Here is a 14,076-nt window from a genome sequence, read left to right as displayed (position 1 = left end):
CAAATACCTAAAAATTAATAATATGGCTAAAGTTAACATCAAACCATTAGCGGATAGAGTTCTTATTGAACCTGTTGAAGCTGAGACAAAAACAGCTTCTGGCATCATCATTCCAGATACAGCAAAAGAAAAACCACAAAAAGGAAAAGTAGTAGCTGTTGGCCCTGGAACCAAAGATGAAGCAATCACTGTAAAAGTTGGTGATACAGTTCTATATGGCAAGTATGCCGGAACTGAACTAAAATTGGATGGATCAGATTATTTGATGATGCGCGAAAGCGACATTTTAGCAATTGTTTAATTAAAAATCAACTAAAGAAAAATGGCAAAAGATATTAAGTTTGACATAGATGCACGTGACGGGCTAAAAAAAGGTGTTGATGCCTTGGCCAATGCGGTAAAAGTTACCTTAGGACCAAAAGGTAGAAACGTTATCATCAGTAAATCTTTCGGGGCTCCACAAGTAACCAAAGATGGTGTTACCGTTGCAAAAGAAATTGAATTGGAGAACCCATTGGAAAACATGGGTGCGCAAATGGTAAAGGAAGTTGCTTCCAAAACCAATGACTTGGCCGGTGATGGAACTACAACAGCTACAGTTCTTGCTCAAGCAATTGTAAAAGAAGGTCTTAAAAATGTAGCAGCTGGCGCCAACCCAATGGATTTGAAAAGAGGAATTGACAAGGCGGTTGAAGCAATCGTTGAAAACCTTTCCAAACAATCCAAAAAAGTTGGAGACTCCTCAGAAAAAATCAAACAAGTTGCTGCAATTTCCGCTAACAACGATGGAACTATTGGTGACTTAATAGCACAAGCTTTTGGAAAAGTGGGCAAAGAAGGTGTTATCACTGTAGAAGAAGCAAAAGGAACAGATACGTATGTTGATGTTGTAGAAGGAATGCAGTTTGATAGAGGTTACCTTTCTCCTTACTTCGTAACCGATTCTGAAAAGATGGTCGCTGATTTGGACAATCCTTATATATTATTGTTCGATAAGAAAATTTCTTCAATGAAGGATTTACTTCCTGTATTGGAGCCAGTGGCACAATCAGGAAAACCATTGTTGATCATAGCTGAAGATGTGGACGGTGAAGCTTTGGCTACTTTGGTGGTGAACAAATTAAGAGGTTCATTAAAAATAGCAGCGGTAAAAGCTCCAGGTTTTGGTGATAGAAGAAAGGCCATGTTGGAAGACATTGCTATCCTTACCAATGGTACTGTTATCTCAGAAGAAAGAGGATTCTCTTTAGAAACTGCAACCATAGATATGTTGGGTACAACGGAAAGAGTAACAATCGACAAAGACAATACTACAATTGTTAATGGCGGTGGCGTTGCTAAAAACATTAAGACTCGTGTTAACCAAATTAAAGCACAGATAGAAACAACTACTTCAGATTACGACAAAGAAAAACTACAAGAGCGTTTGGCCAAATTGGCTGGCGGTGTTGCGGTGCTTTATGTTGGTGCTGCCTCTGAAGTTGAAATGAAAGAGAAAAAAGATCGTGTAGATGATGCGCTTCACGCAACAAGAGCTGCAGTGGAAGAAGGTATCGTTGCCGGTGGTGGTGTTGCTTTGGTAAGAGCAAAATCTGTTCTTTCAAAAGTTGATGCGCTTAATGCGGACGAAGAAACTGGATTACAAATTGTAGCTAGAGCTATTGAATCTCCACTACGTACTATAGTTGAAAACGCAGGTGGTGAAGGTTCCGTTGTTGTTGCCAAAGTTATGGAAGGTAAAGGAGATTTTGGTTTTGACGCCAAATCTGACAAATATGTTGAAATGATGAAAGCAGGTATCATAGATCCAACTAAAGTAACTCGTGTTGCTTTGGAAAATGCTGCTTCAGTTTCTGGAATGATTTTAACCACAGAATGTGCGTTAACAGATATTAAAGAAGATGCTCCTGCCATGCCTCCAATGGGCGGCGGAGGTGGAATGCCTGGTATGATGTAATCCAACAGTAATACAAGCATTTACAATCTTAAAAAAGCGCTCCAAAATTGGAGCGCTTTTTTATTGGAATAACTTTGACCAATACAGTTTACTATGATTATTCGTCCCAAAGCTGTTGTTTATACTTTCTCCTATGTTTTCTGTCTAATACTTTCTAAAAGGTAGTTTTTATTAAGTAATTTTTTGTGATAAAACTCCTACCACATGAAACATAATAGGTATTACATCCTCCCTTTAGCTCTCATAATGATATCCACTTTTTTAGTGGCCTTCGTCAACAACAAAACAAAAAGCGACCCTATTGCTGTTATGGGATACTATGTACCTGAAAAGGATTATAACCCAGCCCAACTCCCTTTGGATCAATTAACACATATCATATTTTCCTTCACCAATGTAATAGACGGTGAAATGAAATTTAGACATGCAGAAAATGGCAAAAAGCTACAAGAACTAGTGGCGCAACGTAAAAATCATCCACATTTAAAGGTGATGATTGCATGTGGCGGTTGGGGAGCGGATGGTTTTTCAGACATGTCGCATACACCTGAAAATAGGAAGAAGTTTGTAAATAGTGTTGTTGCTTTTAATAAAGAATATCAGCTCGATGGATTGGACATGGATTGGGAATACCCGGCCATACCAGCTGCCAATACCGGTGCAAGACCAGAAGACAAACAAAACTTCACCTTACTTATGAAGGAGCTTCGCGAAGCACTAAATACACTCAAAAGAGATCAGATATTGACATTTGCCTCAGCGGGATGGAAGCGATACTATAACAATGTGGAGCTGAACGAGGTTATGAAATATGTTGATTTCATGAATGTGATGACCTATGATCAAGTAGGTGGAAATTCCCCTTTCACAGGGCATCACACCGCTCTTGGCCGAATTGAAGAGGAAGATATTCAAGGAACACCTGCTTGGGAATACCTTGAAGAACGTAAAGAAGCCATGGAAAAACGTGGATTCACCTACGAACCAAGATCTGCGGAGAAGATTATTGATTTCTGTATTGAAAATGGTGTCAAACCTGAGCAAATAGTCATTGGTGCTGCGTTTTATGGAAGAGCGTGGAAAGGAGTACCTCCAGAAAACAATGGCCTTTATCAACCAAATAAAGGAGCACATATTGGCTGGAGTGGCTATTCGCAGATTCGCAAAGAATTTGAAGCCAATAACGCGTATAAAAGGCATTGGGATTCCGTTGCAAAAGCACCGTATCTCTTTAGTGCAAAAGACAGTGTTTTTATCAGCTATGATGATTCCGTATCGGTAAGGCTAAAAACTGAATATGCTTTAAAAAAGAAACTGGGAGGAATAATGTTTTGGCAACTAGGGAATGACACCAAAGAGGACAATAGTCTTTTGAAAGCAATGTACGATGCTTCCATTAGGGAATAGATTACGTAAACATATTAAATTCAATCTAATAGTGCCCATGAAAAAAGTTGTATTGACACTTCTGATAACTATAGGATTACTCGTCAATTCCTGCAACAAAAGCAACATCACTCTTACCGAAAATGGAAAGACCAATTATGAAATAGTGCTAAAGAAAAACGCCTCTGAAAGTCTTTATAAGTCTTCTGTAAAACTGCAATATTATCTCAGTAAAATAAGTGGTGCACAATTTCCAATAGTAGATGAGCTCTCTCTGGATGCCAGAAAGAAAAAAATATATGTGGGAAATCATAAAACAGAAAATCTGAAACCACAACAGGTAATAATCAGAACAGAAAATGAAAACCTATATATTTCTGGAGGCTCTGATCAGGCCGTAAAAAATGGGATTTATGAATTTTTGGAAAAATATCTAGCATGCAAGTGGTATGCCCCTGGCGTGGAAAAAATACCTCCTTCCAGGACCATATCTGTTAGCCCAATTGATTACGATTACACCCCAGAGATCCATACAAGAACGGTGCACTCGAAACTCTTTTATGAAAATCACGAATTTGCAGATCAGCAGAAAGTTACCTACGAAGCTTTTCCATATTATGTGCCTACCGCAAAGGTTCATACTTTTCATAGGTTTATGCCCGAAGAGGTTTTTTATAAGGACCATCCTGAATATTATGCGCTTAGAGGAGAGCAAAGACTCCCAACACAACTTTGTCTTACCAATGACAAGGTTTTAGCGATTGTTAAAGACTCTGTAGCTTCTTTTTTTAGCAAAAACCCAGAAGCGTCTGTAATTTCCGTAAGTCAAGATGACAACCAACAGTATTGCAAATGCGATAATTGCAGTAAAGTTGATACTTCCGAAGGAAGTCCATCAGGTACCATGATTCGTTTTGTAAACCAGGTGGCAGAATCATTTCCCAATAAAACCATTTCCACCTTAGCATATCAATATACCCGTAAGGCACCAAAAACCCATCCAGCTACAAACGTTTTAATTACCCTTTGTTCCATTGAATGTGATCGAAGTGCCCCTATCTCAGAAAAGTGTACGGATTTTGCTGATGATCTTATTGCCTGGGGCAAGCTAACCAATAATATTAGGATTTGGGATTACACCACTCAGTTCACCAATTTCCTGTCTCCCTTTCCCAACATTTATACTTTGCAGCCTAACATTCAATTGTTTAGAAATAACAATGCTAAATGGGTATTCGAGCAACATAGTCATAATCCCAGTGAACTCTTTGAACTACGTTCATACATTACTGCCAAATTACTTTGGAATCCAGATTTGGATTTTGACGAACTGCTAACCGAATTTACAGATGGATATTATGAACAGGCAGGACCCTACATCAAAAAATACGTTGAATTAATCCATGCGGAAATTAAGAAAGATGATGACTTTTTCCTCTTTTTATATGGTGACCCATCCGAGGCATTTTCATCCTATTTAAATCCAGAACTTCTAAAAGAATATTCCAACTTGTTTGATGAAGCTGAAAAAGCAGTTGCCAATAAACAAGAGCTTCTTGATCGCGTAAAAATGGCTCGTTTAGGTGTTGATTATGCTGTTTTGGAAGCTAGTAGAAAAAACATCACCAAAGACTACAGCCTTATGGTCATGGCCAAAAATCCTAAAGAGGTCATCAATCCTATGGTGGCATCCTTACTGGACAATTTCATTCATACTGCCCGTAAAAATGACATTTCATTAATGAATGAAATGGGTTTTACTGTAAATGAGTATGCATCCAATTATATGTCGGCTTTAAAAATCGCACAAAAACCAAACAAGGCCAAAGGAAAAAATGTGGTTGCATTGACCAAACCAAAAAAGTATGCTGAAGAAAATCCGATGGTATTAACAGATGGCGCCCTTGGCGGCAGTAGCTTTTATGCCAATTGGCTAGGATATGAGGGCAATAACATGGAAGTGGTCATCGATTTAGGGGAACCTCAGCCTATAAGTACAGTATCAATGGCTTTTCTTCAGGTAACCAATCATGTGGTATTTTTTCCTTCTTCCGTGACCTATTATGGGTCATCTGATAATACCGATTTTAAGCCCTTGGGAACCTTAAGCAACACCGCTCCTTTAAATAAGGATAGCAAGGTTAATGATATATCGTATTTTGATTTGAGTTTTGAGCAAGAAAACGTGCGTTATATAAAAGTTGTTGCAGAAAATACTAAAACCCCATATTGGCATCATGCTGCAGGATTGCCTTCTTGGGTATTTGCGGATGAAATCATTATCAACTAAAAAATTCAATAATGAAAAAGAATTCCAATCTATCGTTATTTATATGCTTTATTTCATGCTTGTTTTTTATTCCTCAAAATGCTTCCTCACAAGCGGTGTATGAGGATGAGCGCTATACTCCTGAAAAAGACCCATTGGTGTTGGAAAAGCTGGAGAAATGGCAAGATCTAAAATTTGGGCTATTAATGCATTGGGGCACTTATAGCCAATGGGGTATTGTAGAATCATGGTCGCTTTGTCCAGAAGAATATGGATGGTGCGAGCGCAAAAAAGGGTCTAACCCTCAGGATTACTATACGTACAAGAAAGAATACGAAGATTTAAAAAAGACTTTCAATCCAACCAAGTTTGATCCAGATAAATGGGCGAGCACCGCAAAGAATGCAGGTATGAAATATGTGGTATTTACGACCAAACATCATGATGGTTTTTCCATGTTCGATTCAAAATACACGGATTATAAGATTACCGATTCAGAAACACCTTTTTCATCTCATCCAAAGGCGAACATCACCAAGGAGATTTTCGACTCATTTAGAGCTGAGGGATTTTGGGCCGGAGCCTATTTTTCAAAACCAGACTGGCACGAACCATCGTATTGGGATCCTTATTACCCTCCGAGGGACCGTAATGTGAATTATGAGCCTGAAGCAAATCCTGAAAAGTGGCAGAAATTTGTAGATTTTACCCATAATCAAATCTTAGAGTTGCTTACGGATTATGGTAAAGTAGATATCCTATGGTTAGACGGTGGTTGGGTGGCCAAAACACCCAAATCTTCCATAACTAGTTGGTATGATCAACAGCTACAAAACAATGAAAATGGGTACCTGAAACACAGAATCATTAACCAGGATATTAAAATGGATGAATTGGTTAAAAAAGCCCGGGTAAAACAACCAGGGTTGATTGTAGTAGATCGAGCCGTCCATGGCATCAACCAAAACTATTTAACCCCAGAAAACAGAGTGCCGGAAAAAGCACTCCCCTATCCCTGGGAATCTTGTATTATTGCTGGCGGATCATGGTCCTATTCTTTTGATGCAAAGTACATGTCTGGACGGGAAGCAGTGCACATGCTGGTCGATATTGTTGCAAAAGGGGGTAATTTGTTGCTGAATATTGCCCCAAGTCCAGAAGGGGAATGGGACACAGGTGCTTATCAACTGCTGCAAGAGATAGGAGATTGGATGGATGTAAATAGTGAAGCCATTTATGGAACTAGGTCCATGGCTCCCTATAAATTTGACAACGTTTGCATTACTTCTAAGCCGGATGGTTCTATTTATCTTATTTACCTAACAGAAGAAAATCAGACGACATTACCTTCGGAGATATTGTTTAAGGAGTACACTACGCAAAAGAATATAAAAGCAAAAATACTTGGCTCTAATACAAAATTGAAGTGCACATCATCTATTAATGGTTTAACCATTAAAATCCCTGATCATCTAAAGTCAAAGCTTTTGGATACCAAAGCCTTTGTGATAAAATTGAAGTAACTCATGTAAAGTTTTTTCGTAAAAATCTATGATATCAAAGTCTTTGGTTGCGTTAAAAGTGCCATAATATCATCACATAAAAAAAGTGGAGATTTGATTTTTTAGTATCTTAAAGAAAAAATCAAATGAAGTTTATTCACCCTCGTATTTTGCTCATACTTTTTTTTTTAGTTTCCTTTTCAGGTTTCACTCAAGACACCAACAAAAAACAACTTCTAGAAGATTATAACAAGTACTTTGAGCATTTTAGAGAATCTGTCCACTTACATTTAAATAAGACCACTTTCTTTGTGGGCGAAGAGATTTGGTGGACTGCTTATGCTTACAATAAAAAATCCAGCAACCCATCTTTTAGAACTACAAATCTTTACTGTGGTTTGTATGATAATAAAGGCAAACAAATAAAAAAAGAACTCTTTCTGATGGACAAAGGGGTTGGTCACGGCAGTTTTGTCGTGGATTCGACATTTACCACTGGTACTTATTATATTAAAGCAGGAACATCTTGGATGAAGAACTTTGAGGAAGATGATTATTTTGTTCAAAAGGTTATCATTATAAACAACCCTGTTTCATCAGAGTTAAATGATAAGGGCTCCTTTGATTTTCAAATACTTCCGGAAGGAGGACATTTAATAGATGAAGCTGACAATATGGTTGGAGTTCGGTTAATCGATGAAAATGGCAAGGGCATTCAAATAATTAAAGGAGAGGTTTTAAACAGTGAAAATAGAGTGGTAAACAGTTTTTTCACAAACCAATATGGTGTTGGAAAATTTAAATTAAGGGTTCAATCCGATGATACTTATAGGTTAAAGATAAATTCCAAAGATGGTAAGGTTGAGGAGAAATCGTTGCCCCCAATAAAACCTAAGGGCATTGCTATGGCCATTAACAACATAATCGATGACAAACTCGTTGTTTCTTTAAACACGAACTTGGAAACCCTTAAAGATATTTCAAGAGATATATTTCATCTTGCAATTCATAGAGATGGTCTAATGACTTTAAACTCATTTAATTTTGACAGTATTTCTAAAACGATAAAAATTGAAAAACGAAAGCTTTTGCCCGGAACCAACATCATAACGCTTTTCAACAAAGAATTAGAGCCAATTTCGGAACGACTTATTTTCAATTACTATAAAACCAATCTTGCAACTGCTTCGATTGATAAACCTTTCAAGAAAAGAAAAGATTCTATCTCTATGAAAATCAATGTCTTTTCAAAAAACAATACGCCAATGGCGTTAAGTGTATCAACACTACCAGCCACCAGTATTACAAACAATTCAAATACGAGTATTGTTTCAGACTTTCTTTTACAACCATATTTAAAATCCGTTGTGGAAAACCCGGCCAGGTATTTTACAGAAATCACAAGGGCCAAAGAATACGAATTGGACCTTATTTTGTTGACTCAAGGTTGGAGTCGTTACAGTTGGGATAAAGTCTTTCAGGGAATACCTAAGATTGAATATCCATTTGAGTTTGGCATAAAAGCCATTGGCCAAGTAAATTCCAAAATAAAAAAGGAAGAATCTCTTGTACTTCTTCAAAATAACATAAACTCTATGTTGTTTCTGGAATTGAAGGATTCAATAAATTTTACTGCTACCGATTTAATGCTTAAAAATGGAGACACAATGAGATTTTCCGTTAAAAAGAAAAGAGGAGGCTTACGAAAACCAGATTTGGACATTGATTTTGTTGGACTTAATCCAACCAAAGATTCTATTACCCTTGTAAAACGGAACAGCCTATCTTTTGACTTCAATTCGTCAATTAAAGACAAAGTAAATCAGAATATTTTTTTAGTACGACCTAAGGATTTAATAATATTAGATGAAGTTGTACTTACTGAAGAAAAAATAGAAAATAAATTGACGAGAAAATCACCGTTAATAGACTCATCCTTTAGAGGGGTCAAGATTGATGAGAAGGAATTAAGAAGGAGTCCACTTCTTACGGATTTAATTGCTAGAAATGGATTTAGAGTGATTGTTAACCCTAGAGGACGTGGACAGGTTTTTATCACCAATATGAGACCAATCCTTGGCCCTGTGAGAATTTATGAAAATGATATCCCTGTTCTAGATCCAACGCAACTACTTAATATTCCTTTAAACCAGATTGACGAAGTCTATTTTGAAACTGATGGTATGGCCGCTGATATCAATGCTTCCGGAGGAGTAATCCGGATTTACAGAAAAGAAGGGCCTTCTTTAAGGCTTAGCTCATCCCGTTTCGCAGAAAAATTGGTTGAGAATAGCTTTACCAAAAGTAAAGAGTTTTACAGACCAAAATATATATCTTCCAAAAATCAGAATTTTATTGACTATGGAGTTGTCCATTGGGAACCTCAACTATCAACCAACAAAAAAGGAGAAGCTATATTAACAATTCCTGATGACAAGCTCCCTGCGTTCAAGTTATTCATAGAAGGTATGGGAGAAGATGGTTCGCTCCTCTCCCATATCCATGAAATCTCTTTAAACTAAAGCACTTCAAACAGCATCCAGCTCGCCATAGCCAACATAATTGCATTTTCAATAAAAGTTGCCTCAGTCATTGGAAGTTTTAGTGCAGTACCCAAACATGCGCAACGAATACTTTTCTTATTCAACAATGTTCTGGTAACCCCAACGGTGGTAATTCCAAGAATTATCACTGTTGCGATCAAGGCAAAAGTTACCTCTAATCGCATTAAAAAAAGTAATCCGAGACCTAATTCCAAAAATGGATACAACCATCCATACGCCGGAACCAATTTTGCCAACGGATCATACATGCCAAAACTTTCAGGGAACCCTTTTAAATCTAAAAATTTAAAAAAACTAAAAACGACATAGAACAAACCCATAAAATCCAACATGACCTCTTGGGTCTCCCAGTTATTAAAATGCAACAAAATAGCAGCACCAAACAAATAGGTGAATATGAGAAATAATGGTTTTAATTGTACCCATTTCGATTTTTCTTCCACTTCCTGTTCTGCCATTACAAAAGGCTCTTCCAAAATAATATATTTACTACCTAATGCTGACTGTAAAGCACTTGTTGAAAGATGGTGCTTTGACTCAATCCTTGCCTCGGCATTCTCCAAATTCACCTTAACGCCTTTAACGCCTTTTGTTTTAGATAGCTTCTCGGAAACAGAGGCAACACAACCTTCACAGGTCATTCCCGAAATTGAATAGGTTTGTTTCATTTAATGCTTATCACTATCGTCTGAATTATCTTCCCTATACTTACAGCAAGGATGAATCTGATCATATGCCTCCTGCGTAGCTTTTAGCTCTTTAGTATCGTGGCCTGCCGAAACCAAAGCTGTTTTAATCTTCATTGGATCTGTCTTACGTTCATCCATGATTAGGGACAACTGGTGTGTTGGAATATCCCAAAGTGCATATTTTACACCTGGAACAGCCAATGCCGCTTTCTCAATTCGCATTTTGCACATTTCACATTTTCCATCTACTTCAAAAGCCACTTTTTTATTCTTGTCTTGCGCAAAACCGACTACTGCACTCAACATAAAAACTATCACTAATACACTATTTTTCATTTTATTTCTGTTTTATTTATTAAGATTTAAATCTAAAGCCTGCATATAGCATTCTTCCAAAAATAGGAGCATACACAATTGTTGTGTCAAAATTTGTTCCAAAAGGGTCTTCTGCACCCAAAACAGGGTTTCCTTGTCTAAAATTACCTAAATTTTCACCTCCCAGATACACTTCAAACTTCTTTGAAAATACCTTGGTCACTTGAGCATTCATTAAGCTGTATCCCTCAGAGAAATCTCCTAATTGCAAGTTTACCGGGTTTGCGGAAGTATCTGGCAAACGCTGTTCGCCCAAAGCATGCAGGGTATAGTCGAACCTCCATTGAGATCCGTTCTCTTTTGCTGGTGTATTATACCCAATGTTCGCAAAATACCGATGCCTTGCTTGCAATGGCTTTTGTAAAAGCCCATTCTGATAATCCGTTTTTACATCGTAAAATTTATAAGCAGTGCGCAATTCAACATGAGGCAGAATTTCATGGTTTAATTCCACCTGCAGGCTATTGGCAAAGCTTTCACCTTCTAAATTTGAAAAAGTGACCTCTCTAGGGTTTTCCCAATCAACCACAATTTGATTGTCAAAATCTGTTCTATAAAAATCAATTGAGAAGGTTCCAGGTCTCTCCAATAAGGAAAAACCTTGTAAAAAGCTTATTCCATAATTCGTCGCTTTTTCTGGGTCAAAACCATAAACGTTCCCTCCATTCTGTGCCAACCGTATGGTTCTGGATGATGCAAATAGTCGTTGGTTTTCAGCAAAAATATTGGCTGCTCTTCTCCCTATACCAAAAGAACCTCTTAAACTTCCTTTTTCCCAAGGGGTATACCTGATGTGAAAACGTGGGGTTAAAAAAGTTCCAAGTCGGTTATGCGAATCAAGACGAAGACCAGCGGTAAAGCTTAATTTTTCCAAATTGGTATAACTGTATTCAAAGAAAGCACCAGCTGACCTATCCACACGTTCAAATGTCTGATCATTTACAAGCTCGTTATAACCATCATAGGCAAACGTTAATCCGGTTTTAAACTTACTCTTTGTATTTCCAATGATGGAATTGAACATAAAATTGGAATAAATGCTTTCATGATCTATGTCATACACATTAAACCCATAATACGAATCTTGCTTGTGATTGCTATACGAAGCCTGAAAACCAAAACTCTGATAAGGAAGTTCTGGAAATACATATCCCAACTTCAACGAGCCATCAAATCTTTGCGTGTCAATTTCACTTCCCCAAGCATTTGTGGTAAACCTATCTGTATCTGGATTAAAATCGGTTTGCCCTACCTGTTTTTCATCATTTAGAAACCTAACATTAAAAAAACTAACCCATCCTTTTTCAGGGTTTTGGTATTGCCAACGATTCATAATATTAATTTGATTGGCCAAAGGATTATCCAAAAACCCATCATCATTATTATCCACCTCAACATCCCTTCTATTTCCATGAAGGAATACCCCTGTACTCCATTTATCTGATAGCTTCGTATTTAAATGGGTGTTCAGTTCCAAGCGACCATTTACATTGGCATAAGCATTCACAAAAACGGGGGTATCGGTCAAAGGCTTTTGCAATTCGGTATTAATTTGCCCTGAAATACTCTCATATCCATTTACAACACTTCCACTACCTTTGGTAATCTGTATACTTTCCACCCATGTACCTGGGGTAAACGTAAGTCCATAGGTTTGTGATGCCCCTCTCACCATAGGAATGTTTTCTTGTGTAATAAGCAAATAAGGACTTGTAAGCCCTAACATTTGAATCTGTTTTGTCCCCGTAAGTGCATCATTAAAATTGACATCGATGGCGGGGTTCGTCTCAAAGCTTTCTGACAGATTACAGCATGCTGCTTTTAAAAGTTCTGCACTATTTACAGTAACCACATTTTGTGTTGCAAAGAACGTTTTCTGTACTGCATCCCTTTCCTTTTGTACCACAACTTCGTCTAGTTGATTGCTAGGTTGCAACCAATGATGCACCATTTTAGGGTTATCGATGGTAAGCGTATCTGTTCTAAAGCCTACATAACTAATGACTAGCTTATTGTACTCTTTTGAATATGGAATACTAAAGGTTCCATCATTTTTGGTAATGGTCCCGGTTTGGGAATTTAGCCAGTATACGTTTGCACCAGCCAGCCCAATATGTTTGTTTTCTGCATTGGCTTCCATAACCATACCCTGAATTTTTTTCTGGGCGGTTGATAGGAATGGAATCCAAAGAAGAAAAAGAATTAAAATATTTTTCATGTTTTGTATTGAACAATTTTAAAAATAAAACTTAGTGCCCGAATCATACAGATGAGACGGGTAAATGGAATTTGTTCAATACATCAAATTAAGAAGACCTCATCCAGAATCTGGATGTCTTTTACCAATAAAGGGGGTGGGTATTTTTCGTTTGGAACAGGTAATTGCGAAATCGGTGCAAACAAATCTATGTAAGAATAGGTGAAGGCCACCAAAAATAGCTGGTCGTCCAACCCTAAATCTGACAAAGAAAGTTTTAAATCATCCTGACCTTGAAGGGTGAAGGATTCATCATCACAGCAATGATTTTCCAAACCTGTAGTTTGCATTGCCGCCATAGCATCCTCCATACCGCAATCATCGGCATGACCAAATACTGCAATATCCATAACCCTTCCCATACAAAAATGCTTATCCACCGTCCAAGAAACCGTAGACATGAGCACCATAAGGGCTAAAAAAACTGAGGTACTATGATGAAAAAAGGTTTTCACAAGGTCAAAATTACAATATATTTCACTTTGACTGGGTTTATTCCTATTTCCTTAACTAAAATTTAAGCTAGTTTAGTATGTTATTTTTGGCTCTTATTTCGACCAAAAAGATCAGATTAAAATACATTTGCAAAAAAATAGTTCATGTTAGCATCCCTTAAACCTCAGGTAACTTCCATCTTGGAGAACAATGAAAAAAGTGTTGAAAAACGTTTGGCTTCTGTTTGTGAATTGTTAAGAGATAATATTAATTATTATGATTGGGTAGGGTTTTATTTTAAAAATGGGGATAAAGAGGAACTAAAATTAGGGCCGTATGCAGGAGAGCCCACGGACCATACCATTATTCCATTTGGCAAAGGTATTTGCGGTCAAGTCGCAGTAAGTAATGAGAACTTTGTGGTGCCCGATGTTGGCGCGCAAGACAACTATATTGCCTGTAGCATTACCGTTAAATCCGAGATTGTAATTCCATTATTTGTGAATGGTGAAAATGTAGGTCAAATTGATATTGATTCCAACACTCCAGATCCATTTACAGAGGAAGATGAACGCTTTTTGGAATTTGTAAATGAAAATGTGGCCAAAATTCTTTAAAACTAGTACCCTTTTGTTGATAACC

General features: G+C 37.4%; 11 protein-coding genes. 7 read left to right on the top strand and 4 right to left on the bottom strand.

Features of this window, described 5'->3' with window-relative positions; genetic code table 11:
- Nucleotides 1–22: 22 nt before the first annotated feature.
- The 6 genes from FVB32_RS07950 to FVB32_RS07925 all read left to right on the top strand — a co-directional run bounded on the left by FVB32_RS07950 (nt 23) and on the right by FVB32_RS07925 (nt 9,636).
- Entirely contained in the window at nt 23–301 is a 279-nt protein-coding gene (locus FVB32_RS07950) for a co-chaperone GroES (protein ID WP_055396737.1), read from the top strand.
- A 21-nt stretch (nt 302–322) separates the two neighbouring features.
- On the top strand, nt 323–1,957 hold the full coding sequence (groL, locus tag FVB32_RS07945) for a chaperonin GroEL (protein WP_147742920.1): 1,635 nt from the start codon (nt 323–325) through the stop codon (nt 1,955–1,957).
- Between the two features lie 204 nt (nt 1,958–2,161).
- Nucleotides 2,162–3,364, top strand: a complete 1,203-nt coding sequence (locus tag FVB32_RS07940; protein ID WP_147742917.1) for a glycoside hydrolase family 18 protein — start codon at nt 2,162–2,164, stop codon at nt 3,362–3,364.
- A gap of 37 nt (nt 3,365–3,401) precedes the next feature.
- Nucleotides 3,402–5,633, top strand: a complete 2,232-nt coding sequence (locus FVB32_RS07935; RefSeq protein ID WP_187269520.1) for a DUF4838 domain-containing protein — start codon at nt 3,402–3,404, stop codon at nt 5,631–5,633.
- An 11-nt stretch (nt 5,634–5,644) separates the two neighbouring features.
- A complete protein-coding gene (locus tag FVB32_RS07930) occupies nt 5,645–7,135 on the top strand; it encodes an alpha-L-fucosidase (protein ID WP_147742912.1) in 1,491 nt (496 codons plus the stop codon).
- Nucleotides 7,136–7,260: 125 nt separating this feature from the next.
- A complete protein-coding gene (locus FVB32_RS07925; RefSeq protein WP_147742909.1) occupies nt 7,261–9,636 on the top strand; it encodes a hypothetical protein in 2,376 nt (791 codons plus the stop codon).
- Here FVB32_RS07925 and FVB32_RS07920 read toward each other — a convergent pair.
- From FVB32_RS07920 to FVB32_RS07905, 4 genes are all read right to left on the bottom strand, one after another.
- The gene (locus FVB32_RS07920) at nt 9,633–10,346 is read right to left on the bottom strand and encodes a heavy-metal-associated domain-containing protein (protein ID WP_147742906.1); all 714 of its coding nucleotides are present in this window, start codon (nt 10,344–10,346) and stop codon (nt 9,633–9,635) included. The genes FVB32_RS07925 and FVB32_RS07920 overlap by 4 nt on opposite strands.
- Complete coding sequence (locus tag FVB32_RS07915; protein ID WP_147742903.1) at nt 10,347–10,703, bottom strand: heavy-metal-associated domain-containing protein; 357 nt, start codon at nt 10,701–10,703, stop codon at nt 10,347–10,349.
- A 19-nt stretch (nt 10,704–10,722) separates the two neighbouring features.
- Entirely contained in the window at nt 10,723–12,960 is a 2,238-nt protein-coding gene (locus tag FVB32_RS07910; RefSeq protein ID WP_147742899.1) for a TonB-dependent receptor plug domain-containing protein, read from the bottom strand.
- An 83-nt stretch (nt 12,961–13,043) separates the two neighbouring features.
- Nucleotides 13,044–13,454, bottom strand: a complete 411-nt coding sequence (locus FVB32_RS07905) for an HYC_CC_PP family protein (protein WP_246139846.1) — start codon at nt 13,452–13,454, stop codon at nt 13,044–13,046.
- Nucleotides 13,455–13,598: 144 nt separating this feature from the next.
- On the opposite strand from FVB32_RS07905, the gene FVB32_RS07900 reads away from it, so the two are divergent.
- The gene (locus tag FVB32_RS07900) at nt 13,599–14,051 is read left to right on the top strand and encodes a GAF domain-containing protein (protein WP_147742896.1); all 453 of its coding nucleotides are present in this window, start codon (nt 13,599–13,601) and stop codon (nt 14,049–14,051) included.
- Nucleotides 14,052–14,076: the final 25 nt, after the last annotated feature.

Origin of the sequence: Flagellimonas hymeniacidonis (genome assembly GCF_008040165.1) — a bacterium.
Classification (GTDB): domain Bacteria; phylum Bacteroidota; class Bacteroidia; order Flavobacteriales; family Flavobacteriaceae; genus Flagellimonas; species Flagellimonas hymeniacidonis.
Note: the sequence above shows the minus strand (reverse complement) of the source record. Positions and strands in the feature narration are given on the sequence as shown.

What these genes read in the sequence shown, in the direction of transcription:
- FVB32_RS07910 (WP_147742899.1), bottom strand. Translation starts at nt 12,960, where the DNA reads ATGAAAAATATTTTAATTCTTTTTCTTCTTTGGATTCCATTCCTATCA.
- FVB32_RS07940 (WP_147742917.1), top strand. Translation starts at nt 2,162, where the DNA reads ATGAAACATAATAGGTATTACATCCTCCCTTTAGCTCTCATAATGATA.
- FVB32_RS07930 (WP_147742912.1), top strand. Translation starts at nt 5,645, where the DNA reads ATGAAAAAGAATTCCAATCTATCGTTATTTATATGCTTTATTTCATGC.
- FVB32_RS07950 (WP_055396737.1), top strand. Translation starts at nt 23, where the DNA reads ATGGCTAAAGTTAACATCAAACCATTAGCGGATAGAGTTCTTATTGAA.
- FVB32_RS07915 (WP_147742903.1), bottom strand. Translation starts at nt 10,703, where the DNA reads ATGAAAAATAGTGTATTAGTGATAGTTTTTATGTTGAGTGCAGTAGTC.
- groL (WP_147742920.1), top strand. Translation starts at nt 323, where the DNA reads ATGGCAAAAGATATTAAGTTTGACATAGATGCACGTGACGGGCTAAAA.
- FVB32_RS07920 (WP_147742906.1), bottom strand. Translation starts at nt 10,346, where the DNA reads ATGAAACAAACCTATTCAATTTCGGGAATGACCTGTGAAGGTTGTGTT.
- FVB32_RS07935 (WP_187269520.1), top strand. Translation starts at nt 3,402, where the DNA reads ATGAAAAAAGTTGTATTGACACTTCTGATAACTATAGGATTACTCGTC.
- FVB32_RS07925 (WP_147742909.1), top strand. Translation starts at nt 7,261, where the DNA reads ATGAAGTTTATTCACCCTCGTATTTTGCTCATACTTTTTTTTTTAGTT.
- FVB32_RS07900 (WP_147742896.1), top strand. Translation starts at nt 13,599, where the DNA reads ATGTTAGCATCCCTTAAACCTCAGGTAACTTCCATCTTGGAGAACAAT.